Here is a 25,191-nt window from a genome sequence, read left to right on the forward strand (position 1 = left end):
AATTCCAGGTCGCTTTTTGCTGTTGCGCTTTATCCAGCCTGGAGAAAAGTTAAGTTAATGCTATCATCATTGACGATTTGAACGCTTTTTTAAAGTCCCCTTCCAATAAATGGATAATTGTTGTACAATTGGATGTAAAAAATCACAAGGCCGATGATGATAGTCATAAACCAAAAAACGCTGAATCTCTATACACTCAAATTGGATAAACTCATCAGTGAGTTACGTATTGAAAAAATCAATCATCAGAATAAATACACCAACGAAGAGTTGAATGAAATAAGTCGCCTTATTAATAAACTGGAACGTTTCCGCTCTATTGCAGCAATACACGCGAATCAAGCGATTGTAGCGTTATCTTTACTCCATGAACAAGACGATAAAGACACAAAGGAGCGGGCTGAATCAATAATAATGGAACTGACTCAAGAGGCACTAAAATTAAAGGAATCAATTACTGAGATACAAAAAAAATTAGCCTTAAGGAAGGAAAATGAATTTCTGTTCTCAATGATAACAGGAATAACTACCGTTATTGTGGCACCCATACTCTTTATTTCGGCGGCTCTTCTTCTGGGGCCTGTAGCCTCTCTGCCACTGACAATGATTATAGCCTTGTTAGCCCCTGCCCCCATACCTTTGGCTATTCCATTTTTCTGTGTAGCACTTCCTTTCGGATTGTCATATATGATAACGTCCATCTTTCTTGATGAACCCTATGACCCAGCCGCCGAAGAACTACTTTTAGGACAGAAAAAGAAGCTGCAGCCAAAATTAGAACTATTACAACTTCTAAAAGATACATCAATTAACTCCCTTCCTAGAAATATTGTCCCCTCTGCTCATAGATTTTTTAACCATCAGGAATCACAAAATCCAAGCCATCATCAAGGCGTCAATAGCACTCACGCCAACGAAGTCGGCACTCTGTCAGGTCCCATACTAAACTAATAGTCTTATTATAAGACATTATTCGTACTGAAAAAACTTCTGCTAAAAAAAGAGAATTGGTACCGCCAATTTTGTTCGGAGCCTGGCTGAATAAGGGAACGCGCGTCCGATAAAGTGAAGCTCTAGGTAAGACCACCTACCTACCAATCTTCAACGCAAGAAGCGAAAGGAATTTGTTAACCCCATTTCATCACTCTGACTTGTTTCGTTACTTGTTTTTTCAGCTAGCTCCATTCTTGCTTGATGAACTCTTTCTTTAAGTGCTTGAAATAGATCGATGCCCATTGTTTTTTCATCGGTGATTTCTTCAGATGGTGTTACAGTAACTAAATCCTCAACAACTTCATCTACTTTTCTCTCGAAACTGAAGATTAACTGTTGTTGTAACTCGGGAGATTTGCGAATTTCAGTGATACGACCCGCGGTTATAGTTTTTTTTTCTTTATATTCAATTAAAAGAGCAGCGAAAAATTGAGGGGTTTCCATTCGTCTATCAACATCAACATGAGGCATAATACATGTTGTATCCAATACATTGCGCAGCTCTTCCGGCATTTCATCAAAATTGCGACGATGAAAAATAGCCATTGCATGTTCGCTACAGAGATCGAAGGGATTCCACAAAGTTCTTAACAGTGCGATTCTATCCAACGTGGCATTTGTGAGCACAGGAGCCACTGGAGAAATCCCAGTTTCACGTTGAGCATACAAACTGGAGATCCCGTTTTTAACCTTTAATGCTTTTGGTCCCTCTTTGACTAATTCTGCAACATCAATTGCAGCATACTGTAGTGTGCCTTTAAACGTATAGTTCACAAATTCATCAACATCTACTTTTGAGGTCATGGAACCACAATCAATAACCATAATTTTGCCATTTCTATCCACTACGAAATTTTCGGGTTTTAGATCTCTATGAGCATAGGGCGTCCCTGTAGAAGACAATAATCCAGCACCCAATTTGCTAATTAAAATACTTATTTTGATTGCAAAATCCATTTCTAATGCTTTGAGCTTAGCCGATGCGACTATTTTCTCATCCACATTCCCGCTTTTTTCAACTTGATCAAATTGTTTTCTAGCCTCTATTATTTTCTTTTGTAAGGAGTCTCCTTTATTTTCCATGATTTGATACACTTTACATGGATAAATAGAATCTGTAACAAACTCAAAACCAAAAGAAGGAACATCATCATCGGGAAGTGGGGCTGAAACCACTGTTCCGATATCAATAAAATCTTCCCCCCCTTTTCGCACGTCTTGTTTTTGTCTCTCCGAGTTTGTTCTCACGAGCATCGAACCACGCGAAATACCTAAATCTTTGTTAAAAAGCGCCTCTACTTTGAGATCTTCCAGCCCTTCCTCATCATCAATCTCTACAATTTTGATTGCCAATGCTTCGCTACGAGGCCCTAGCGAACGCGCCTCTTTTACCTTACCAAAAGCCCCTCTCCCTAAGAAACTAGATCCTAAAATAGCGATAGCTCCCTCACTGTCCTTTATATATGATTGCGTCAACTTGATATCATGGATTTTTTGTCCTCGGCTGCATTTTACATTTTCTGGATTATTGTTGAAAAAATCGATGACAATCGCAAGTTCAAGCAGTTTTTGTTCCTCTGGACTTAATGCCACTGTAGATAATAGTTTAATATCGTTTTCTGCTAATGGTATGTACTTAATGGGCATATTTAAACCTCACAAAATAACTATCTAAACAACATCCTATTTGTCTAATAGTAGACTATTATGTGGTTGACTTAACTTTAAATATCCGTGGGTAATAATTCTTAGCTGGCTGCCGCCATTAAGAGATTTGAAATCCTTGCCGGAAACGGTTCTGTAATAACACTATTCCTTCAAGATGGCACGTGGATCCCAAAGGGGCTTGTTCCTTTGTCAGGGCATTCTATTAGAGCAGAAAGGGCTTTGATAAGCGTGCAGAATTCGTAAAGAGGCGTTCTTGGCTCAAAGAGGATATGGTCTTCACATTCGAACGCTAAGCACTTCTATCTGGTACGGCCCAAGAGGGTTGCAATGAAGTTCAATCGTACATCTAAAGGGTCCGTGTTTTGAATCAGGTATGGATTTACGCAGCCGATCAATAAATGATACAATTGTTCTTTTTTTTGAGATCAGCGATAAATAATGCCTATAAAAAATAGAGATGATGAACGTGGAAATGCAATTAAAAAAATAGTTACTCAGCGAATGGCTGTTCTGCCTGAGGAAGAAGCGCCAAAGCCAGTTGTTCAAAGATATATTGATCCAATAAATTCTGAGGCTATAATAAGCGCAGCAAACCGTACTAGGTTACGGCCTTCAACGCCTCCCCCTACTCCCATACCTAGTTTGGTTTTGGATGAAGGTTCAGCTGATATTAATCTATCAAATTCATTTTATGCCAGTACTGAGGATAGATCCTCCACAAGCTCACCCTTATTTTTTACTTCCTCAGCGGCTCAAGCAATGCCAGAGGTTAACCTCCCTCACCCAGCGCATCCTATACAAGAAATTGACGCAACTCGAAAAAAGACACTTACATCGACAAGAGATACGCAGCAACAACCTTTGGCCCAAGGCGCTACAACGAATACCTTAAAACTATTAAGAATGATGCGTAATTCACTAGCGTCACAAGAAGATGCTAAAGCTCCGCGCATGGGATCATCTGTTTTTTCCCCTTTGCAGCAACGACCTTTGGCCCAGGGCTCTAAAGCGAATGTCTTAAAACCATTAAGAATGATGGGTAATTCACTGGGGTCAAAAGAAAATACTAAAATAGCGCCTTTCCGTAACGCTCCTTCGCCTGAAGCTCCGCACAAGGGAACATCTGTTTTTTTTCCCTCGCAACAACAACCTCTGGCACAGGGTTCTAAGGCAAATATCTTAAAACCAGTAACAATGAAACATGATTCACCGTTTTCAAAAGAGGATGCTGAAATAGCAGCTATTACTGGACATTTTTCTGGACCAGCAATCTCCTTGCGACGACGCGATAGAAGGCCTCCAACTCTAGATCTGACCTCAATAAATACTGAAACAACATCTTTCGATGACACCTTTGAGCCTGAAGATGCTGGAGTGACGATGACTTCTGGACATTTTTCTGGACCAGCGATCTCCTTGCGGCAACACAATAGAAGGCCTCCAGCTCTAAGTCCAGCCTCAATAAATACTGAAACAACTTCTTTCGATGACACCTTTGAGCCTGAAGATACTGGAATGGCGACGACTTCTGTATATTTTGCTGGACCAGCAATCTCCTTGCGACACCGCGATAGAAGGCCCCCCGCTTTAAATCTAACCTCAATAAATACCGAAGCAGGGTTTTTCCGTAACGCTTCTGAGCCTACAGCTCCGCGTGCCCCTCATAAGGTCACATCTGTTCTTTTCCCCTCATATTAAAGAACAAAAAAACACAAATCCTATTTCCGACATGGACATAGGAGCGAGCGGGACCAATTATCCACGATAGTTTTTAATTATTAGTGCGCAATCCGATTTAAGTCCAGTCAATTTGCGCATTAATTAGAAGGTCATCACCAAGCAGTAGCTTATTTATTAGATAGTAGACATTTAAATTCTAGAAATGCTAATTTCTTGATTAACAAGAGGTTTTGTTAATAGTTCCTCTAAAGCAATTAAAAAACACGGTTCTTCTAACATTTTCATTAGGTTCTTTTCGTGTACATAATATTCTAAATACCCCAGCAATATTTCCGGTTTCCGAAGAAGAAAAAAACAGCTTATTGAGCGAGATTCACGCTAAGATTGAAGACAAAGAAGCACCAGGAGACATCGATTATCTACCAGAACATGCTTTTTCCTTCCTTGCCTCTAGATTTCTTAAAGAATATGAGTCTAGAATGGGACATATTACCGCCAAGGAAATTGAACTTCTCTTTTCCATGGAGCGTCCATCAGCATACCATCCCTTGGTCGTGGCAGATCTAAATCAATATCATCAAGAGCAGCGTGCAGAGTTACTAGCTCTGAACCCTAATCGATTTTTTATGACTCATGCTAACCAAGGGAACGAAAGCTCGGCTATGGATGTTGATGTGCAACCCACGCAACCTCCATCTTCTCCGCAAAATCTTTGATAAACGACACAATTCGAACTCCCGTAGCCTAGAGCGGGAGTTTTTTTACTTAAGAACCTAAGGAGGCATAATTCTTCCCGTATTTTTCCATAACTCGTGGTGACGCTTAAAATATTTAGACTTCTAAATATTTACAGCTAAAATTATAAATATATTTCATGGAATAAAAAATTGACTCCGCTTATATCACTATACACATGGTCTAGCTCCCTAATATTCACTATTTGTTTCCCTATTTTTCTTTTGAAAAATCACTTCTATATTAAACAAATATTAGTACCTTTAATGAGATGGTATTCTGCTTACCCCTTAACTATAAATAACTTAGAAGAATTAGCTGCTGAAAGAGGAGTACGTGTAAGATTTTCGAACGTATTAATAGACTACCTTGAAAGATGGCACACACCTTTTTTAATTCAACAACAGAAGAAATGGCTTGCAGGCCCAACACCAGGTAACTGGATAATTAAACGATACCCAGTAAAATCTCGTGGCCAACGTGTTTATTTGTATACATTGATTGACCGAGATAATAAAATTATTGATTTTGTAGCCTTAGAAAGCAGAGATGAATCAGTTGCTCGATCTTTTTTTAAAAAATCAGTGAACGATAAAGGGATCCCTATTCAAGTTGAAGCATTTATTTCCACATTGCTCCGCATTTAGATGAACGAAATTTCTATTCAATTGAACTAAGACTGGTTTCTTTTAGACTTAGTTCAAGTTTAAAGAGTAGATTATTGTTATGTAACCAGGACTTTAAAATGAATCAGTTCATCTCCTCTAGCTCTTTTATAATCTGTTTAAGTTCATAAATAGATATCTGAATAGCAACTTGTCGATCGCAACCATTTTTTTCTGCCTGTTGTAAATTATTTAATGAATGATTAGTTCCTTCAAACCCGCAGGAAAAGTGATGCTCATACAGACAGTCTCTAGACACTTCAAGAAAAATCGATGTGGCGCCCAATTTAATCTAATAAAGATTTTGCTGAACGATACTTCAAATGAATCTTCCATCCTGGGGCAAGCCCTGGAAGATTAAAATTAACTAGGCTGTGATGTGACCAAATCAAAACGCGCTAAGTAATTAGACGTTACAGTAAGATAAGTGTATATTAAGTAAAAGATCATAAATATCAGTAAATTGAGATATTAAAAATGCAACGAAAATACACCCTCCTTATTTTAGTGATTGCAGGATTAATTATTGCTCTGAGTCGGCAAGAACAAATTACTGATTATGTGCAAAACTGGCTTCATCCAAAACCAAAAAAACTTTGGTTTTGCCCTGCCCCTGAGCAGGTTGCAGCGAATCAATCAAATCCTGGTGCGTTTAACGCCAATGGAATGGATTGGGTAATTGATTATCACGGTTGGCCCGCCCCAGAAAAAATAGGTTTTATGCAAGCATTAATGACTGAAGATAATAATGTGAGTTGCTATTATCAATGGAGTAATCCCGAAGAGCCGGGAACTAATTTATGGATGACTGTTAAATTATCCCCATTGGTTAATCAGAAAATCCGTTCCTATGGTTCCTATTGGCAACAAGATAAATCCACGCATATTTGTTCTGCTGGAATTAATGCTTGTGCGTTTGAAATAAAATAATCACCTGAGCTGCAGCTCTGCCAATGCTTGTCCCTACAGCCAGGAACGCCGTGAATTCCTTAAGTAAGTGTCGGTCGGCAGCTATGGATTACTTCCAATTACATCAAATAATTCCCTCTCTTATTTTTTTATGCTAAAAATAAATTCCTAACTTGTAATGAAGGAAGCTTTATGAGCCTAACGACCAACAAAGTCCTTGCATATTTAAAAGAAACAAATCCTTTAACAGCAATTAATAATCATAAGGTTATGGATGAATATAATTGTAAAACTGGACAAATGCCACTGACCATTAGTGTGAGTATATGGTTAATTGACGGCATTCTAAATGGAAATACCAAAGAAGACATCGAGGATAGCGACGTCGACGAATATGACGTAGAGGATAGTGAAGAAGAGGAAAAAATCAGGGAATTAGGCGATGAAGAGAGAAAGGCCTTGGCTCGATTACAAACGGCCCTGGGGAGTTTGCCCACTTCATTTAGTCTTCAAACTTTGTATTCTGTGGTGACTACCGGATTCGATGGCATACAAAAAGAGCTACTTGAGTCTGTTAATGATTATTTAAATAATATCCAAGAAATTACAGAGCATAAATTATTATTAAAAGCCGTTGTGTTGGTGCTTAAAATTTTAGAATATGATTTGAGCAAAAATCCTGGGCCGATTACTAAAAGTGGTTTATTTTTCTCAGTGGAAATTTTGTCGGATGCAAAAAGAATAGAAAATCATGGCATAGTGAAAGGACTCTTGAACAGAATCATCGAGCAGTATAATGAACACTATCCAGCGCCTACAGTAACTGTTACAGCAGCAAGTGTGCCTTGAAGATTGAACTAAACTGTCTCAATTCTCTCGCTGCCTGATGAGGATGCTGCTCCCGTATTACACTGGGCTAATACGGGTTACGGTTTTTCTTTTAATTAAATACACAGTTTCGCTTTATCGGCATCCTCAAGCGATGGCCCCTTTTCTGCATTTTCTTCTTTAAAAAAAAGATGTTGACTCCTTTTTTCACATTGTTTTTTCAAAAAAGTTTCGATACTTGAAAAGAACTCGTGTGGAACATCAGATTCCATTGAGTGATCCGCATTGGGAAACACAATAAATTGATTATTTGGGATCTTGCTGGCCATGAGTTCAGAATGCTTTTTATCAGTAACCCAATCTTCTTCCCCAACAAGAATAAGCGTGTTGCATGCTACTTCATGCAGACGCTCCTCATAATTAAAAGTTCGTAAAAAACCGCCAAATCCCTGGTTCAATGGTTCACGTGCAAAATTATAATCTGCTGCGGGCCGATTTACAGGAAGATTATGTCTTTTTCTCCAAGAATACATTGTGCCCATAACATCAAAAAAATTATCTACTTCTTTATCGCTTTTAAAATTTCCTGCCCATAATTGTTCACAAACTTGTTGTTGAGCAAGAGAGCCTCTTTTTTCAATATTTAAGCGAGCGGACTCAATGTTTTTGAAGCTTGGAGAACCTGCAGCCAAAACCAAGCTAGAAACATGTTCTGGATAAGTCAGAGTGTATCCTAATGCGCACATTGCTCCATATGATTTGCCCAATAAAGTTATTTTTTCCAGATTAAGATGCCTACGAATTACATCAACATCCTGGATGTAATTGTCCATGCTGTATGATGAGGGTTCTCCTTTTTCACTTAGGCCACATCCTCTAGGATCAAAAAATACTACATTAGCGCTCGAATGAAGACATTCATAATCTTTGTAATGAGAATGGTTAGCTCCGGGACCGCCAGGAAGCATAAAAACATATGGCATAGTGTTGAGGCTATCCTCATTGTCACTAACTATACGTATATGTAATTGAGTTTTGGACGCATTAGCTCGTTCGGGAATATCAATCAATAAATCCTTAACCAACATATAATTCTCCTAAAAATCAGCTTATGGATAATGGCATTAATTCGTCATAGCTTCTACAGATAAATGAAAAAAATTAATCCTATTTGTTCATAATGTCTGGATACAGAATAATCATCGCCCGCAAGCAATTGATTTATCTAGAACTATTCCCTAGTTATAGCAAAAAGACGTATGATAAAGGCATCTTTTAGCTAATAGGGATGTTTAATAATGAAAAAAACGATACCACTAATACTTCTATCAGGAATAATGGCGGCATCATGCACAAAACAAGATGTAATTACAGATGATGCTGGAGGGTTACACTATACAACGCCTTACCAGGATGATACGCGAGGAAGAAAAGCCTTTCCCAAAACCTGGGATGTTAAGGGTAAGAAATTATTTGTATTTAACCCTAAGAAATATGCTTGGGCAGCTTATGATGCTAAAGGTAATCGGGTTATGACTGGAAGCGCCTCAGGCGGGATGAACTACTGTGGTGATATCAAAGAAGAGTGTAAAACAGTAACCGGAACCTATTCCGTATTTAATAAAAAAGGAGCTGATTGCAAATCCAATGAATACCCTATTGCCAAAGATGGCCATGTAATTGGCGGAGCTAAAATGCCATATTGCATGCATTTCCATAATGGCTACGCGATTCATGCAGCTTATGAAGTTCCTAAAGCAAATTCCAGCCATGGCTGCATTCGTGTATTACCTGGCGCTGCGAAATGGTTAAATGAGCAATTTATTGATGTAGGAACAACAGTTCTAGTTCTTCCTTATGCATAGTAACCTGTTATAAGAAAATTTTGAATCACTTAATGTTGGACCATGGCCCAACGTTAAGTTCTAGCACAACTGGATATTTACAGCTTCATATATTTCTGACCATGCTTTTCATGCAACTTCAGCTCCATATGTTCCTCACTGTCTTCATTGATCTCATTTTGGGGCGAATGATTTCCTACTTGCGTTAATTGCTCTAGTTGCTCGTTTACTCTGGCCAAAGCCTTTTCCATAGGAAGTGGGATATGGGCAGAAAAAAGCTCAATAATACTTTTTATAAACTTGCCCTGTTCACTCTGAAACGCTGGGTGACTAAAATCATAAGTATTTTCCCAGCTATTGATACCCCCATTTGACTCGGGTAGTTCACCACATGCTAATTGATATAAAGTAGCCGCTATGGTCTGACACTGTAATAACTCGAGATTAACATAATGATCATTGAAAAAAACATTTGAGGAATGATATCCCTTAGTGGCATTGATCCTATTACTGGTGACTTTATCCGATTGGCTGGCTAATAACCCTTTAATATCACTAAGAATAATTTTTCCTTCACTTAATAAAATATTACTCGGCTTCATATCGGTATACCAAATTTTACGCTCATTTAAAGAAACCAGAAATTCCATCAATTGCCTGCTACAATCCAATAAGGCTTTATCAAATGTTAGTTCGTTTATAGTGCCTTGTTCTTTTTGTTCGCGTAAACGTGCAAAATGATCTTTTAAATTACCTTCCGGATAAAACTGACTGTATTCAAAATACAATTCATCATTACCCTCTTTGGCAATCCGCTCCATTGCTAAAGGAGCTGGAATTTGAGGCATGTCTTTACTACATTGCTCACGAATTTCTTTTGGTGAAATATGCTTGCCACCTCCTGTATTTAACATACGGAAATAGCGAACAATAAAAGTTATATTGGCTTCTGGATTGGTGACTACTATTGCCGGATTGTTTTCTGCATTTAACGATTGAAACTGTAATTTTTCATCGATTTTTTTAAGTTTGTTACCGATCAACTCAGGATAGCTTGAGGGACTGTGTTCCACATTATATATGCTAGGCAATTTTGCTTCCACGCTTAGCGCCTTTACTTTTTCTTGGAGTTCACGTTTCTTACTCTCGTTCATAAGGTTTTTTTGACATTCATCAAGTGAGTTTTGCTCCGCCCATTCTTTTATCGCTGGCTTTATTTTATGTTCACTATTGAGTTGCTGTATGTACGTTATTAGCTTGTCAACGTAATGCAACGCATTCAGCGGCAGATTTTTTTGTTGATACTTATTGATTTTTCGTACTAGGGCATTAACTTGTTTGATTTGAGATCTTGTTGTACTGAAAGGTGAAGAGCTTTGCTGCTTTAATAATGGTAACATCATGGTTAAGCCTTAATAAATTCCATTCTGACTTAAATATAGACTTATTGATTGTTTTTTCAAGACAAAGTCCAAACAGAATGCGAATTTATTAAATATGTATTCGTAAAAATAACCTACCGTTAAACGCTTAAATTTCTTGCATTTAATCCTTTTCGATTTCAAAATCGACTTTTTATCCGACCGAATAAGGAGATATAATGGGACTATTTGATTTTTTTTTGCGACCACGCAGACCCCACATCACCCACACAAACGCAGATAATTTCGCTTTAGATAACATAACTAACGACACTATCTTTACTCGAGAAGGCAGTGGGTTAACTACCGTTGGCTCAATAGGATACAATGTCAAATTAAATATTTTTGAACAAAGCAATGTAATTATTAGCGGAAATATTGGCGCTAAATGCCAGATCTTAAAAGATGGTAGCGGAACGCTGACGATCGATGGAGATGTAGCAAGGGATTTAAAATTAACCATATCAGGTCAAGGGACAGTATATTTTACACGCAAGCCCCATGATGATGTCATAAAATCCATCCGTAGAAGTGGGGTTGCGGCTGAGATCTATTGTGAGGGAGTACTTGTACCAGCAGCTAACCCAGCTTATACCCAGCATAATATGGGTCGGTCTGTCCCTGAAACGCGGGTTGTTGAAGTTGAACGCGTTATCGAACGAGTTGTTGTACGAAATGTGCCGGTTCCGGTTGCTTCATCTTCACGGCAGGCTCCTCTTGTTAAAGATGAATATATAGAAGAGACGTGGGAATATATAGAGGGATTCCATCGCGCACATCCCGAATCAATAGCTACGCGTGTCGAAAAATTGGGGCCATTGAGCAAAAAAGAAGAAGAGTTGCTTGAAAAATTTACCGATAAGGTCGTCACGTTCGATTATTTCAAAGACATTCCGGTTATGTATAATGAGCGTCATTATGACCTGTCTACTGTGCATCAGCTCAGAGAGGAGCCTCTTACAAAAAGGCCTATCAAGTTATTAAAAATTCAACCAGCTCGAGTCTTATTAGAGGAATTTGAAGCAGTCATGGCTACGATCCAATTAAACCGCCAGAAAGCCGCTGTGCCAGAACATGTGGAAGAGGAATCTACCAACTCTAGCCTTAGGATGTAAGTTTCGTCAAATGACTTGTTGGGCAATGGCCCAACCTACGCTTATACATATCTAAAACTAAACGCTCTTCCACTTAATATCAACCGCCCTAACGAAATCCTCTTCAGGAACTTTGGCCTGAATACGCTTTAAAGCTCGCGTCATGGTAGTTGAGTGTTTGCATAACGCCGAAATCGGGACTTGTTTTGCTTGTTGCTCACCTGTTGGTGTCAACGTGTTCGTATTTTGGCAAATAATACGTAATAATTTTTGCATCCCCGTACCACGAATATGCTCTTGCTTGGTTTGCGATGTTTCTAATGCGTGCAGAATATATTGGCAGCGCAGTGCGGCATGATCAAACGATGGAGCCTGCTCCACTTGCTGACTAAGCAAAGCGCGTAGCGCATTATTGTGTGTCATTAAATGAATTAACCATTGTTTTGCTGCCTGTGAAGTACTCAAAGGATTATTAATGGTTTTCGTATTCGTGCAGGCTTGTTGATCTAAAAGCCCATTAACAAAAACGTTCATGCTTACGTTGACCCAATCACGTAAAGGACTTTCTATAGGGCAGGAAGCCAATATCTTTATTGCTTGACTATAAAACAAATTAAATGCCTGACTACGGTTAACTCCATTTAAACAATTATCATAAATACGCACTAACTCATCTAAATCTGCGTGATAAGATGAAGCCAGTTGTTTCTTTGTTTCCTCAATAATACCCCCTACGGCATCCATAGGTACTAATCGGTGTAGACATTCGCGCCGCTTAAATTGAGTTAATTTCAAATGTTCTTGAGCCTTAACACTTAACATTTGCTCTGGTTGCTTAGAAACATCGGCCAAATCCTGAATACGTTGTTGTTCTGGTTGAGAGGTAATTTCTCGATAACAACGCGAACAGTGCAAAAGAAAAGCTTTTTGTGGTCTATCTAGCTCAAAATCATTCAATATTTTTATTTCTTGCTCTGAGGGATTGGAAAAAAGCTCTAACACGATTGCTTTGATACTATTGGGAAGCTTAGAGACAATGTGTTCCATTGTGTCTTTATTTAAAAAGACATGGTACTGATTAAGAAATCTGTTAAACAGTGTTTCCAATGACCATTGAATATCAAGGGCATTATTTATCCATGTTTGGATTTTACGTAGTTGCTGCTCATTCTCTTTTAATTTTCTTACCGCTGTTCCGTTAAAACGATACTGCTCAATATCTCGCTTCTTGGCCTCTGGATTACTCACATAATAATGAACTAAAGCCGTTAATGCCTTGTCTTGTGGGTTCTTTAATTTATGCTTATCGATAATCGCCTTAATGACTGGTAAAACTCCTTGTTGATTATTCGATGCAGTCAAACACTCATACAAAGCATAAATAAGTACGCGATCGATTTGCAAAGGATATTGCTTCAAAATATCTTGCAAGACATTATCGTCTCCAACCTGTATTACTGGCTCAAATAACTCATTCCAAGCATTCAAGTCTAATGGGAAAGTCGTTTGCAGAATTTCTGCATAACGCGCTTCCGTGGTTAGCTTACTGGATAATAACGAAGGATGTATCTTATTCACATACTGCAACACCAACGCAATTAATTGTTCAGTGGATGGCATATGATCATTTGATGTAGCCATGAGCCTCAATAAATGATCACGAATATTCATCATTGCCTCAATATGAGCCCCCGGCTCATTACTAGCAGCAGAAGAAATTGCCAAGACATGATTGGCTTTATGTCGCTGTACTCTAGGGGCAAACCAACCATGATAAATAGCTCTAGGAAGGCTCGTTAACGCATAACTTGCGCCAAGGATGGTGCCATAAAAAAATCCACCTATACCTGATAATACTCCCCACAATACTTTGTATTTATTGTGACGATGAAAAGATTGACGGCCTTGAGTGTATGCTTCGGAAAATGGTTGCGTTACTAAACTAAAAATGGATTTGTTACGGCGAATGAGAGGTAATGCCGCTCCTACCGTTTTACTTAATTTATCTAATAATAGCTCGCGCGTTGATGGCGTCACTATTTGCTCACCATCGATACCTCGAAACCCAGAGGCAAAGTTATCTCCATGACGCCGATTATAAAAATCGTGGAATACCTCCGGAGATGGGCGTTGATATTTTAATGCATCGTGCATCAATCCCGGTGACACCTTTGGTGAGATATTCGCTTGGGCCTGCTGGCTAAGCATCGCAAAATAATCCTTGATTGCAGCTTGCTTCAGTAAGGGACTGACATGAAGCTGTGCTTGCTCTGCAACTGCTTTTGCCATTTCATCACAAGGAGCCGGATAAAAGAAACGAGTTAGTTCACCAAGATAGAGTAAAGTATCTTCATACTGTTGATGATTTTCTCTATTTTCATTTGTTAGTAACGGCTTTAATGTGGTCAACTCACGAATCAAACGTTCGCAGGTTGCACGATTATGAGGACTGAGCATCTTCGGTGAGCGAGTCAACTCAACGAAATAATAGTGTAAATCAGCATCGTCTTTGGTTAAGGAATAAAGACTATGAATTAACTCTTTAAATAAAGAAAAAAATGCATCCTGACAAGCTCCTGCACTTCGCCCAGTGTCATGCACCAGGTGATCAAAGTCACTCCATTTATGTCTTATTGTAGGATTCATATTAAGAGGTAAGGCAGGTGTCTTGCTCTCCAGGGAAGGCAAAAACCGGGACAAAATGGAAAAATAATACTCTTTAAATGTTGGGCAATAGGTCATTAAACGAGAGGATTGCAACATGCGCACTACAAACGAAGCACAAAGCTCCACTTGTTTAAAATGACCATCGAAATTTTTAGGGACTACTCCAATAAAAGGCACAGATACATGGTCACTTTCACGTATAATCTGTCCATAAAAGGTATCAGGAATAAATTCGTCTGGACCAATTGGGTTATAAACCGTATGCCCCCTAATGCAGCTCGAAGAGGCTTGTGCGTATTGCAATTGTAAAGGCCATAAAGGATTTGCCACTGAAAGCGATTGCAGACATTCTCCAGAGCCAATGTCTCGAGGGAAAGACTCTACCACTAAAGAACCTGCTTGCCGAAACATGGGGGTCTGCTTGAAGTCCCCTTTTTTAGTTTTAAAGTAGGTACCTTGTGAATCAAGTTGATAAAAGGATTCAACTTGCGGCATGCCCTCATCTGTATATTTAAGAACAAAGTGCCTACGGTACTTAGCATAAGCGGCGTTTTCGAAATAATGAGGTTCAGGAAACAAGGTCGCCATAAGATTGTCGACTAAAGCACTGTAGAGCGTATTACCGTATTCAGAAGGTTGCAACTGGGTCATGTATTCAAAGCTTGAGAGCAATGCTTCAAATTCATAACGTACCCCAATTGTTGCGTTCATATGCGCTTCAGCAGGTCCTTGGCGATGAAGACTTAAATTTCTAAAATGCGCAGCCCATTCTGAATCCTTAAAACGAAATGCATCAGTCCCCGCCTCATTAGACTCATTAACCACACCACCCCAGTTAGCACCAATTCCTAATGCTTGACCACGATTAAATTGGAACGTCTGCAAAAAACGCATTAAGTAACGGCTGATTATTAACAAATTTGCATCATCAATAAAGGTTTCACCTAAATTACATTGCTCTCGCAAAATACCTAGAATCATGTCTTCATTTAAGGTACTTAACGTGGTCTGCTGCCGCAAAAAAGGACTTACATAGCATTCTGAAGAAGATGCTTGCAGTGTCATAAATTCAACGCCTAGACGTTGTAATACAATCTGCAACCAATCAAAAAACTCATCATTTAATGGTAATTCAACCAATTGAGATAATTGACGTCGAATAGCCCCTTTCCATTGCTTCCAGGGTAAGAACTCCGGTGCTTGCTTCGTGAGCGCATCAGCATGTCCCCCCGGCTTAAAGGCAAATCCATTAATTAATAAATAATCGCTGGATTCTATAAGCCCCGCCGCATTTAACTTGTAGTTAAAATTTTCTGAAAACGGCTTCTCATTAGTACTTTTATTCGAAGATAAAGGCCGATTAATTTCAGCAACTGGCTGTTTAGGTAGCGGTTCTTGTTCTTTTAATACCATGGATGCGGTATTGGTAATGGGTGACAATAAATAAGAAGATGTCTCCAAAAACTCATCAATTGGAGCAGAAGACCAAGGCGTCATTGCTTTTAACAATTGCCACAAACTATGGGGATTACATCCCATATGATGGTTTGCAATAGCAAGCAAGATATCTTGATAAGCCTCATCTAATGCAGCCGCATCAAGCTCTTGGTCTGACTCATTAACATGATAAGCTTCAATAAGCAGGTTAAACTGCTCGATCTTGCGATTGATTTCTTGGCTATGAATAGGATACTCGCTCAAAAAACTGGGCAAGCGGTATTTGAACACAGCATTAGGGTTGCATGGAAATTGCTGCAGCTGAGCCACTAATCCTAAGGCTTGTTCGATTGGTGATTGCTCAGTAGGTGGCGTTTGATATTGCTGTTGTAAGCACGTGTGTAATTCATGAACGCATTCATCATCACTTAACATCGCCAGCAAAAAGTACGCTTGCGCTTGTGTGTCCGGGTTTAACTGCTCACGCATTACGCGTGGCAGTTTCGCTCGAAGCTGTTCCAATAATTTAGAACTCCCAATTGCTTCATCCTCTGTACTTAATGCTTGATACTGTGGCATATAATTTACCTTAATCTCAATCCATTATCTTCTTCAACATTCACTTCTTGCTGGACTGGCATCAACCCCATATCCGTTTTGAATGCATTACGGGTCGGTTCTTTTCTTCTACCGGAACCATGGATGATAATGTCGTTTATTTTGACTTGCTTATAACGTTGGTATACCTCTTCAAACACATGCTCATACAATACCTGTGCCTTGGTGCTGCGCTGTTCTTCAGGTAGTGCATTATGCAAACGGCTTAATAAAGGAGAGCCTGTTTTTTTGGCTTCATCAATGAATCGGCGCAATATGCCTTGCGCATCATCATCATTTGCAAAGTGTCCTACGAATCGTAGATCCCTTCTAGGCTCCTCATCATAAGCGCCAAATAACGAATGATAACTTGATAAAGAAATACCGCCAAAATCCAGCCGTTTCACTAAATCATCTTGAGCTTGTACATTTTGCTGAGGTGCCAACAAGCCAATAATAATGCGATAAAACTCTTTTAAGCCTTGTTTATTGTCACGTGCCTCTTCATCATCATCCAACACCGCCAAGCCTTCAATCTGCTGATCCACCACTTGTTTTAAACGCTCTTGGGCAGTTAAAGTTAATTGAGTTTGAGAGCATTGATCTACTGTTTGTAATGAGGCCAACATATTAATAAGTATTGCCCCTGTTCCAGCACTAGAACCAACACTTGGATCTTCAACAATATTTTTAGATAGGCCATTGGGGTTCGATGAGTCGTTACTTTCAACGCGCAGTGCAACATGTGAATCACGATGCAAACTAAGAATTTCCAAGATCTTAATGAGTTCGATTGTAGTATCCAAGCCAATCAAACTACCTTGTGCTAAAACTTTCACGACGTTGGTCACAGTGCCAGCAACAGCATCGGTGAAAAAACCAATTGGTTGAAATGTCTCTGTACTTTCTTTGCTGGATTTTTCACTCTCATGGGTTTGCACAGGATGCAAATGTTGATCAGTAGAATGAGCTTGTTTGTGTGACCAATTAGCCGAACCATTTGACAGGACGGGCAAGGCTAAAGCCCCTCCAGTTGACCATAAAGATCCCTCAGCAAGATAGCACAGTGCTTCTGCAGCAGAAGACAACAGCGTCCTTTGTAAAGTATGCATCGCAAGATCGTGCTGTTCAGTATCCATGTTATTTTTTACTGCATGGTGTAATGCCATAGCGATTCTCATTAGAGAAACTCCGCTATGTGATAAGGTAAGACGTAACGCAGTGATGGCGTGTGTTGCACTGCTTTCTTGCTGCGAATGACTATCCCAAGCAATCTGTTCACTGGATTGAGCGGATTCATCTTTGCTTGGTAGCTCATTAATTTTTTGAGAAAGCTCATTGGCGCGATTCTTATCAATTAAACTAAGTGAGCGACAAACACTGAGCATTTCATCACAGATTAGCAAAATAGCGCTTACTGCCCAATAAAGAGCGGCTGTATTACTCGCACCTGTATGATGTGTCGATAATAGAGAGCCATCTTTTTGGGAACTACCTTGCCCCATGACTTTTTCCATTTCTTGCATCATGTTTCGCGTTGATGCCTGGATCATGTTAAGCCCTTGAGTTAGGCTAGGCAGTGTTTCCATCAATGCTTCATTTTTCTGAGCATCATTCGTATTAACCCCTCCCTTGCTTGCTTTGGTAGCCAATAAGCTTGGATTAGTAAACACGCTATGGGTCAATAAAAGAGAGGCTAAACTCGATTGAGAGCCTGTTTCCAATTGGCTTGCCATATCTCGATTTAGTCCAGGAATAACATGTTGACCATTTTCTTGTTCAACGCGATCAAGCACTGCTTTGATCATAGCTTCTGAGTTATTTAAAATGCCCTGCTTCGCTAAATCGACAACACGATTAATACTAACACTAGAGGAACTTTCTTCCTGATTTACTTGTTGCTGATTTAGCAATTGACGTACCGCATCAGCAAGTTGTGAAACATTACTTAATAATACTGACATTGAACGGCTAGAAATAACTTCACTGCTTTGCACTGTAGTTTCAATTGCAGTTGGGCCCTTTAGATTATCTGCACAAAGACGCAAGATATTGGATAAAGAACTCAAGTTTGAATGTAAACTATTAATACGATCAACACCGCCAGAAGATCCTTGAGCTGTTGCCTCAACCAGAGCTCGTTTTAACCGTCCTTCCGACATTACAAGTGACGTTTTGTTAAGCGCACGTGATGACTTTACAAATAAAGATAAGGCAATTAAACGAATTAATACGGTGTTTATAGGAGAGGTAAGACTTTGATTAGATAGCAAGTTAGAAGCATGGTCCATATTGGATAATTCTTCATCTAACTCCAGTGACCGCCCTTTGGATTGTTGACTATCACTATTCTGTGTTGCTTTTGAAACATTGCTACTTGCAACATATACATTTTTTTTACCGTCTCGGCTTGCTGACTCTTCCGATAAAAAGTGACTTGTTACACTTGTTTCCTTGGACGTTTTTCCGACAAGATCAGTACCTAATGCCAACGCCATAGGCAACGCGCCTGTAATGCCTATGCTCACACCTGCAAGAGTGGAAGCAAATTGTGCATGGGGGCTAACGTGTGAATTATTTCTCGGAAACTCCCTATTCAGGCCTTCCATCACCTTCTCGCTTTGCTTAGCAATTGCCCCTGATACGCTCTGCATACTCTGGAATGAGCCATTACCATTCGCTTTAAATGTAGATGTCTTTTTGAACGCTTCTTGCACTTTATCTGATGGAGTTTCTACGTGTGATAAACCATCTCCCGTATGTTTAATTACGGAGGACACATCACTCGGGACTTGGGCTAAATGAGTTGCGCCACTGTAAATGCTTAATAAAACATTGCGAACTACAAATGCTATAGAGTTATCTGTTGCAATCAATCCATCTTTCAATTCAGGTAAGTACGTTTCTAAGACAGAAGGCTCCATTTTGGGTTGATCATCAAATAAAGCTTTTAATGCGTTGAATAACGAATCACGCTGACCACTGTTTGCGGAAAGTACAGCACTTGCTTTTTGTGCTGCCAATGCGGATTGAGAAAGTCCACCACCAAGTCCAGAAACGGTAGCAGTTGCTCCACCCGGAATACCCGCGGTGGTTACACTAGAACTACGAAAGAAATCATTTTTAGGCATATCCAAGTCCCTTAATTGCTTCGAGTTAAAGGGCGGAAATTTATAGAATAGCATTTTTCTTGTCAATGAAGTTATTGATCATGTTGATAAAAATATTTTCTTAATCATGCAGGTTATGGAAAAAAATGAGTCAAAACAATGGGATTTTAAAATTTTAAGGATCACCTGGTTGCCAACAACCAGGTGATCCTTAAAAATTACTTACCAGCATTCATTTTATCAAAATAACTGGTCATTAGATTACGATAATTAGGAATATAGCTCGAGAACAAATTACCTAATCCTTCGATGTCATTACGCCAATCACGATGAAGCTCACACGCCATACCAAACCATGTCATTAATTGCACACCTGCAGCCTGCATTCGCAACCAAGCACTGTGACGAGTGACCTCATTGAACGTACCTGATGCGTCAGTCACAACAAATACCTCAAACCCCTCTTCTATTGCTGAAAGAGCGGGAAAAGCAACACATACCTCAGTCACAACACCTGCAATAATTAATTGCTTTTTTCCGGTGGCTTTTACGGCCTTAACAAAATCTGGATTATCCCAAGCATTAATATTTCCTGGGCGTGGAATATAAGCAGCTTCAGGATGCATTTCTTTTAATTCAGGTACAAGAGGACCATTCGGACCTTGTTCAAAGCTTGTAGTTAGCACCGTGGGTAATTTAAAGTATTTGCCACAAGCTGAAACCGCAAGGACATTATTCTTAAATTCATTGGGTGAAAAATCTTGGACTAGAGAAATAAGTCCTGATTGATGATCAACTAATAATAGAGCACAATCATCTTTATCCAGGCGTCTATATTGAAATTGATTGTTCATTTAAATCTCCATATTTTAAAATTATCCTCCTGGAATTATAGACAAGAAATGAAATCGGAATTGCTGAAACAATCACGCGATAGTCTGCATCAGGTGTGTCTACGCATCCCCACAGTGGCAAAGTCGCCTTGTTTCACAGGAAAAGAAAAATTGACGGGAGCACCTCGATGTTCAAAGCAATCTTGAAACGCTTTTAGCATTGTTCCCAATTTGTATTACTCTGGCGTTTATAATCAGCCCAGTCAATTAAACCCGCATAATGCATGGTATTTAGCTTTTCTTGCATATTATCGTAATTAAATTCGGCTTTTTCGATCCTGGCAGCATCATGATTAAGGCTTAAAAAGCTTTGATTTTCACGAAGATTTCATACCATTTATCGGAAAAATATTGATTAGGACTTGCTACTTGCTCACTTTTTAATTGATTATCAAAATTAGGGATTTTTTCAACGACATTCATTATAGGCTATTATTCTATTAAATATGAATTAGCTACAGAGTACTTAGAACAGTTCATTAATAGATGTAATCCTCAGGATGTTTTACTCGCTCGGCTCGAGCTAATGCAATCTCGAAATCGCCATCAAGACATAAGCTCCAAGGGCATCCAAAAATTGAAAGGTATCCAGGAAAAGCACAAGGAGTTTAATGTAGACAGGGCTCCCGAGTTTAATTTAAATAAAGGAAGCAATTTTAATTATCGTGCAAACAAAGTATATGAAGCACAATTCTCCTAGCAATGCCGCCACTTCTTCTTTCAACTCAGTATAATTTTCAAGCAAATCAACGGTCGTGATGACTCCAAACCTCTTCCTTAAATAATAATTGCTTTTATGCTTAAACCCCCTTAATGGGTTCTAAGCAGGATAGATAGCTTGTTCCATATATTGGCACTGATTGACGATTGGGCCTGTTGATTCGGATGTAGAGCGTCCTCCTGAAATAGTTCGGGATTTTCATCAATTCCTTCTAGTAGATTGGGTAATAAAAGAACTTTTTCTTGTTCTGCTAATTTAGGATAAATTGCTGTGAAGCGTTGGGTATAAGTAGGACCTAAATTCTCAGGAATGCGAATTCCTACTAATAAAATTTGTGATCCAGATTTTTTTCCGAGGCGGATCATTTGACTTAAATTATTTTCAATCACTTGAATAGGTAATCCTTGTAATCCATCATTAGCTCCCAACTCAATAATTAGAATACGTGGTTGATATTTTGCTAATAATTCAGGTAAACGGCTTAGCCCCCCGTTGCTAGTTTCACCACTAATACTCGCATTAATTAGATAATAATCAGGGTATTTTTTATGTAAATTCTCTTTGATTAACGCACTCCAGCTTTTATTTTCTTCGACTCCATAACTTGCACTCAAACTATCTCCTATAATTAAAATATTGTTGGTTGCTGTTGCAAGTGATGAACAGAGTATGAGTAGATAAAAAATGATTGATCTCATTGATAGACCCTCGATTATTGTTGCAAAAAATGTAGGAAAACAGGTTCTAGTTCATTCGAAAACCTTAACTATCTTGCATAATGTTAGCTTAAAAATCCATGAAGGAGAAACCATCGCAATATGTGGACCTTCTGGTGTAGGTAAATCAACTCTTTTGGCATTATTAGCTGGTCTGGACAATCCTTCCAGCGGAAAAATATATTTATCGGGATATGACCTGGCTACTCTTGGCGACCGCGAGAAATCCAAATTACGATCGAAAGAAATTAGCTTTATTTTTCAGAGCTTTTATTTATTACCGATGCTAAATGCTATTGAAAATGTCACTCTTCCTTTAGAGATCCAAGGTATCAAACAACCTGAACTAATGGCAAAGCATATTTTAAAACAGGTAGGTTTGAGTGAGCGCTTGCACCACTATCCTAATCAATTATCTGGTGGTGAACAGCAAAGAGTAGCAATAGCGCGAGCTTATGTCACTCAGCCTAAAATTCTTTTTGCAGATGAAATTACAGCTAATTTAGATGAAAAAAATGGGTTTTTAATCAGTGACTTGGTGTTCAAATTAAATCAAGAGTTTAAAACCACTCTCATTATTGTAACTCATGACTCTAAATTGGCTGATCGCTGCCAACGAAAATTTACTATTGTTAATGGATGTTTACATGCGTATTAACCAATTAGTTTATTTTGCAAGTTTGTTGTTTTTTCGTAATTGGCGTAAGGGTGGATTAAGCGCTATTTTCTTATTAATGATTATGGTCGTTACTTTATTATCTAGTATTTCCTGGTATTCTGAAGGAATACAAACTGGGATTAATACAAAAGCAGCTGAATTATTCGGTGGCGATTTGATTTTAAAAAGCCCTCGTCCATTACCCCAACTTTGGCAACAACAAGCAACTAAAATGAATTTGGCTACGGCAAATGTAGTCTATACCAATACCATTGCAGCCAGTAAAACACCCGATACTCAGTTCGCCAACATCCAGATAAAAGCAGTAAGCCCTAATTATCCTTTATACGGAAAAATAAGAAGCAGTGACAAAGCAGATCCAAAAACAATACAAAGTAGCAATGCTCTGCCTAAGCCAGGTTCGGTCTGGTTAGAACCCAGAGCCGCGGAGCAATTGCATGTTCATCCGGGAAATACTATTGAAATAGGGACTAAGAATTATCTATTTGAGCGTTATTTGTATGCAACTCCTGATGGCCAATCAGAGCAATTTAAAATCGCTCCTACAGTTTTGATGTCGTTAGAGGATTTATCCCAAGCTAACATTCTTAGCCCCAGAAGCAAAGCGGACTATTTAGTTCTTATTGCTGGTCAAATAGAACCTTATGCTGCATGGGTTAAGCCCTTGCTGCAAAATGGCCAGAGTGCAGTTTCAGCTTTAGATGGAAGACTTGAATTGAAAACGGGTTTTTCTCAAATTATGAGTTATTTAAAAATCTCTATTTTTCTCATTCTGTTATTAACAGCTAGTGTAATTAACGTAGGCTTAAAAGAATATAATCGAAAAAACGATGTATCAGTTGGACTATTGCGGTGTTTAGGCATGACACAGCCACAAGTTCTTATTCTTTTAGTGGTTCAATTTCTGATATTAATTTTTCTTGCGGGGCTAATTGCATTGCCCTTAGGATTTGCAATTCATTCGGTGTGGCATTCTTTTTTAGAATCTATATTACCCGGGGTTCTTTCCGGGGATTCTGGGCCTGTTGGATGGACTTCGGGAGTAAAATCTCTACTTTTTTGTGGCTTGTTTCTGTTTGTTTTTGGGTTTCAACATTGGCTAGGTTTAAGCCAGGTTTCTCCTTTACACGTGTTACGACGTCAACCTTTCAAAAAGGAGGCTTTTCATTGGTTATTTGTTTTCGTTAAAGGCGTAATACTTTTCGCATTACTTTATGCATACTTACAAGATACACGGCTGCTTTTATTCGGACTTTTGTTTTTGTGTCTCATTGTAATAATAACAAAAACACTGTGCTTTGCTTCGGGGACTTTTTTACGAAAAATTGCTCATAAATTACCTGTTGTTTTAAATATAGCTGCTCTTAACATCGCACGATATATGCCTCAGAGCTATATACAAATTATCGTTTTCACTCTTATTTCTTTTGCTGCCTGTTTTAGCTACCTGCTTTATGACAGTTTGCTTAATAGCTGGCAAAAGCAAATTCGTCCTAATACGGCTAATTATTTTATTTTCAATATTGCACCGGAAAATATAAATCCGTTAAAACAATTCCTTACTCTCCATAAATTGCATATGGTGCATGAATATCCCATTTTGCGTGGTAGATTAACCATGTTAAATGGAGTTCCTCTGAAAAAAAATGAAAGTGGGGAGCACATTCATAATAATGCCTTAACACGTGAATTAAATATAACGGCTAGCAATCAATTGCCTTTAGATAACCAAATAATCTCCGGAACATGGTGGTCTAGTGCGAAAAATCAGGCGTACCAGGCTTCTATAGAAGAAGGCTTGGCAAAGAATTTTGGAATTAAGGTAGGTGACAAACTGTCGTTGCATATCGCCGAACAACAACTTTCTGTACCTGTTACCAGCATACGAAAAGTTGCATGGGCAAATCAACAGCCTAATTTCTACATTATCGTGCCTCAATCGCTTATGGAACATATCCCTATTAGTTATTTGGTTGGCGTTCGTTTACTTGCATCTCAAGAAGCCGATTTGGATTTACTGCGCCAAACATTTCCTTCGTTTTCAGTTTTATCCATAGCTATGCTTATTGAGCAAGCCAAACACTTTTTTCAACAATTATCTATCTTAACTGCCTGGATTTTCCTCTTCGTTCTTTTTGTTGGGATTGTTTCACAAAACATGGTGTTATGGACTACCCGGAAGGAGCGAGAAACAGAAACGGCTATGCTCAAAGTGTTTGGGATAACACACTCTCGTTTAATGGGAATCTGGTTATGTGAATATGGATTTTATGCAGTGTTTTCTAGTTTTATCGGCATTATTCTCGCTTATTTATTACAAAAAACTCTCTTGGAGATGTACCTAAATGTTACTCCAATTGTTTACGCTAGCACTATTGTAATTATCATTTTGCTTAATATTTCGATTATTTTGATATCGACTTTTATTAATGTAAAAAAAAATATGGATCATTCCCCATTATGTTTTATTACCCAAAACTAGATGTGGAACAAAGGCAAGGAAATGTAAAAACCAAATGTTGTGTAAGGATTTT

Annotated in this window: 17 protein-coding genes; 10 read left to right on the plus strand and 7 right to left on the minus strand. The window is 38.8% G+C overall.

Features of this window, described 5'->3' with window-relative positions:
• Nucleotides 1-153: 153 nt before the first annotated feature.
• Nucleotides 154-951, plus strand: coding sequence for a hypothetical protein (locus J2N86_RS08390; protein ID WP_252578943.1), 798 nt, complete (start codon nucleotides 154-156; stop codon nucleotides 949-951).
• 150 nt (nucleotides 952-1,101) lie between these two features.
• Here J2N86_RS08390 and J2N86_RS08395 read toward each other — a convergent pair whose 3' ends face one another.
• Nucleotides 1,102-2,640 (minus strand): protein kinase family protein, encoded by a 1,539-nt coding sequence (locus tag J2N86_RS08395; protein WP_252578944.1) that lies wholly within the window; start codon nucleotides 2,638-2,640, stop codon nucleotides 1,102-1,104.
• A 459-nt stretch (nucleotides 2,641-3,099) separates the two neighbouring features.
• Between J2N86_RS08395 and J2N86_RS08400 the strand changes: the two genes are divergently transcribed.
• From J2N86_RS08400 to J2N86_RS08420, 5 genes are all read left to right on the plus strand, one after another.
• Nucleotides 3,100-4,359: a hypothetical protein gene (locus J2N86_RS08400; protein WP_252578945.1), complete on the plus strand. Its 1,260-nt coding sequence runs from the start codon at nucleotides 3,100-3,102 to the stop codon at nucleotides 4,357-4,359.
• A gap of 212 nt (nucleotides 4,360-4,571) precedes the next feature.
• Nucleotides 4,572-5,057, plus strand: coding sequence for a hypothetical protein (locus J2N86_RS08405; RefSeq protein WP_252578946.1), 486 nt, complete (start codon nucleotides 4,572-4,574; stop codon nucleotides 5,055-5,057).
• A 285-nt stretch (nucleotides 5,058-5,342) separates the two neighbouring features.
• Nucleotides 5,343-5,723, plus strand: a complete 381-nt coding sequence (locus tag J2N86_RS08410; protein WP_252578947.1) for a DDE-type integrase/transposase/recombinase — start codon at nucleotides 5,343-5,345, stop codon at nucleotides 5,721-5,723.
• 495 nt (nucleotides 5,724-6,218) lie between these two features.
• Nucleotides 6,219-6,671, plus strand: coding sequence for a hypothetical protein (locus J2N86_RS08415; RefSeq protein WP_252578948.1), 453 nt, complete (start codon nucleotides 6,219-6,221; stop codon nucleotides 6,669-6,671).
• A gap of 171 nt (nucleotides 6,672-6,842) precedes the next feature.
• Nucleotides 6,843-7,499, plus strand: a complete 657-nt coding sequence (locus tag J2N86_RS08420) for a hypothetical protein (RefSeq protein WP_252578949.1) — start codon at nucleotides 6,843-6,845, stop codon at nucleotides 7,497-7,499.
• A 95-nt stretch (nucleotides 7,500-7,594) separates the two neighbouring features.
• Here the strand turns inward: J2N86_RS08420 and J2N86_RS08425 are convergent, their stop codons facing one another.
• Complete coding sequence (locus J2N86_RS08425) at nucleotides 7,595-8,566, minus strand: alpha/beta fold hydrolase (RefSeq protein WP_252578950.1); 972 nt, start codon at nucleotides 8,564-8,566, stop codon at nucleotides 7,595-7,597.
• Nucleotides 8,567-8,776: 210 nt separating this feature from the next.
• Here J2N86_RS08425 and J2N86_RS08430 point away from each other — a divergent pair, with 210 nt between their 5' ends.
• Complete coding sequence (locus J2N86_RS08430) at nucleotides 8,777-9,343, plus strand: L,D-transpeptidase (protein WP_252578951.1); 567 nt, start codon at nucleotides 8,777-8,779, stop codon at nucleotides 9,341-9,343.
• Between the two features lie 77 nt (nucleotides 9,344-9,420).
• Here J2N86_RS08430 and J2N86_RS08435 read toward each other — a convergent pair whose 3' ends face one another.
• Entirely contained in the window at nucleotides 9,421-10,725 is a 1,305-nt protein-coding gene (locus tag J2N86_RS08435) for a protein kinase family protein (protein ID WP_252578952.1), read from the minus strand.
• Between the two features lie 197 nt (nucleotides 10,726-10,922).
• Between J2N86_RS08435 and J2N86_RS08440 the strand changes: the two genes are divergently transcribed.
• Nucleotides 10,923-11,858 carry a hypothetical protein gene (locus tag J2N86_RS08440; protein ID WP_252578953.1) on the plus strand — a complete coding sequence of 312 codons (936 nt, stop codon included), beginning with the start codon at nucleotides 10,923-10,925 and terminating at the stop codon, nucleotides 11,856-11,858.
• 57 nt (nucleotides 11,859-11,915) lie between these two features.
• Here J2N86_RS08440 and J2N86_RS08445 read toward each other — a convergent pair whose 3' ends face one another.
• From J2N86_RS08445 to J2N86_RS08460, 4 genes are all read right to left on the minus strand, one after another.
• Nucleotides 11,916-16,520: a hypothetical protein gene (locus J2N86_RS08445; RefSeq protein WP_252578954.1), complete on the minus strand. Its 4,605-nt coding sequence runs from the start codon at nucleotides 16,518-16,520 to the stop codon at nucleotides 11,916-11,918.
• Nucleotides 16,521-16,525: 5 nt separating this feature from the next.
• Nucleotides 16,526-19,669 (minus strand): hypothetical protein, encoded by a 3,144-nt coding sequence (locus J2N86_RS08450; protein WP_252578955.1) that lies wholly within the window; start codon nucleotides 19,667-19,669, stop codon nucleotides 16,526-16,528.
• A 197-nt stretch (nucleotides 19,670-19,866) separates the two neighbouring features.
• The gene (gene ycaC, locus J2N86_RS08455) at nucleotides 19,867-20,502 is read right to left on the minus strand and encodes an isochorismate family cysteine hydrolase YcaC (protein ID WP_252578956.1); all 636 of its coding nucleotides are present in this window, start codon (nucleotides 20,500-20,502) and stop codon (nucleotides 19,867-19,869) included.
• An 849-nt stretch (nucleotides 20,503-21,351) separates the two neighbouring features.
• Nucleotides 21,352-21,960, minus strand: coding sequence for an arylesterase (locus J2N86_RS08460; RefSeq protein WP_252578957.1), 609 nt, complete (start codon nucleotides 21,958-21,960; stop codon nucleotides 21,352-21,354).
• Here J2N86_RS08460 and J2N86_RS08465 point away from each other — a divergent pair.
• Both J2N86_RS08465 and J2N86_RS08470 read left to right on the plus strand, forming a co-directional pair.
• A complete protein-coding gene (locus J2N86_RS08465) occupies nucleotides 21,947-22,636 on the plus strand; it encodes an ABC transporter ATP-binding protein (RefSeq protein ID WP_252578958.1) in 690 nt (229 codons plus the stop codon). The two genes, J2N86_RS08460 and J2N86_RS08465, sit on opposite strands and share 14 nt — an antisense overlap.
• Nucleotides 22,626-25,139, plus strand: coding sequence for an ABC transporter permease (locus J2N86_RS08470; protein ID WP_252578959.1), 2,514 nt, complete (start codon nucleotides 22,626-22,628; stop codon nucleotides 25,137-25,139). Before J2N86_RS08465 ends, J2N86_RS08470 begins: the two co-directional genes overlap by 11 nt.
• Nucleotides 25,140-25,191: the final 52 nt, after the last annotated feature.

Origin of the sequence: Legionella lytica, assembly GCF_023921225.1 — a bacterium.
GTDB lineage: Bacteria > Pseudomonadota > Gammaproteobacteria > Legionellales > Legionellaceae > Legionella > Legionella lytica.

What these genes read in the sequence shown, in the direction of transcription:
- J2N86_RS08470 (WP_252578959.1), top strand. Translation starts at nt 22,626, where the DNA reads ATGCGTATTAACCAATTAGTTTATTTTGCAAGTTTGTTGTTTTTTCGT.
- J2N86_RS08445 (WP_252578954.1), bottom strand. Translation starts at nt 16,520, where the DNA reads ATGCCACAGTATCAAGCATTAAGTACAGAGGATGAAGCAATTGGGAGT.
- J2N86_RS08415 (WP_252578948.1), top strand. Translation starts at nt 6,219, where the DNA reads ATGCAACGAAAATACACCCTCCTTATTTTAGTGATTGCAGGATTAATT.
- J2N86_RS08390 (WP_252578943.1), top strand. Translation starts at nt 154, where the DNA reads ATGATGATAGTCATAAACCAAAAAACGCTGAATCTCTATACACTCAAA.
- J2N86_RS08420 (WP_252578949.1), top strand. Translation starts at nt 6,843, where the DNA reads ATGAGCCTAACGACCAACAAAGTCCTTGCATATTTAAAAGAAACAAAT.
- J2N86_RS08395 (WP_252578944.1), bottom strand. Translation starts at nt 2,640, where the DNA reads ATGCCCATTAAGTACATACCATTAGCAGAAAACGATATTAAACTATTA.
- ycaC (WP_252578956.1), bottom strand. Translation starts at nt 20,502, where the DNA reads ATGAACAATCAATTTCAATATAGACGCCTGGATAAAGATGATTGTGCT.
- J2N86_RS08460 (WP_252578957.1), bottom strand. Translation starts at nt 21,960, where the DNA reads ATGAGATCAATCATTTTTTATCTACTCATACTCTGTTCATCACTTGCA.
- J2N86_RS08400 (WP_252578945.1), top strand. Translation starts at nt 3,100, where the DNA reads ATGCCTATAAAAAATAGAGATGATGAACGTGGAAATGCAATTAAAAAA.
- J2N86_RS08430 (WP_252578951.1), top strand. Translation starts at nt 8,777, where the DNA reads ATGAAAAAAACGATACCACTAATACTTCTATCAGGAATAATGGCGGCA.
- J2N86_RS08425 (WP_252578950.1), bottom strand. Translation starts at nt 8,566, where the DNA reads ATGTTGGTTAAGGATTTATTGATTGATATTCCCGAACGAGCTAATGCG.
- J2N86_RS08440 (WP_252578953.1), top strand. Translation starts at nt 10,923, where the DNA reads ATGGGACTATTTGATTTTTTTTTGCGACCACGCAGACCCCACATCACC.
- J2N86_RS08465 (WP_252578958.1), top strand. Translation starts at nt 21,947, where the DNA reads ATGATTGATCTCATTGATAGACCCTCGATTATTGTTGCAAAAAATGTA.
- J2N86_RS08435 (WP_252578952.1), bottom strand. Translation starts at nt 10,725, where the DNA reads ATGATGTTACCATTATTAAAGCAGCAAAGCTCTTCACCTTTCAGTACA.
- J2N86_RS08450 (WP_252578955.1), bottom strand. Translation starts at nt 19,669, where the DNA reads ATGCCTAAAAATGATTTCTTTCGTAGTTCTAGTGTAACCACCGCGGGT.
- J2N86_RS08410 (WP_252578947.1), top strand. Translation starts at nt 5,343, where the DNA reads ATGAGATGGTATTCTGCTTACCCCTTAACTATAAATAACTTAGAAGAA.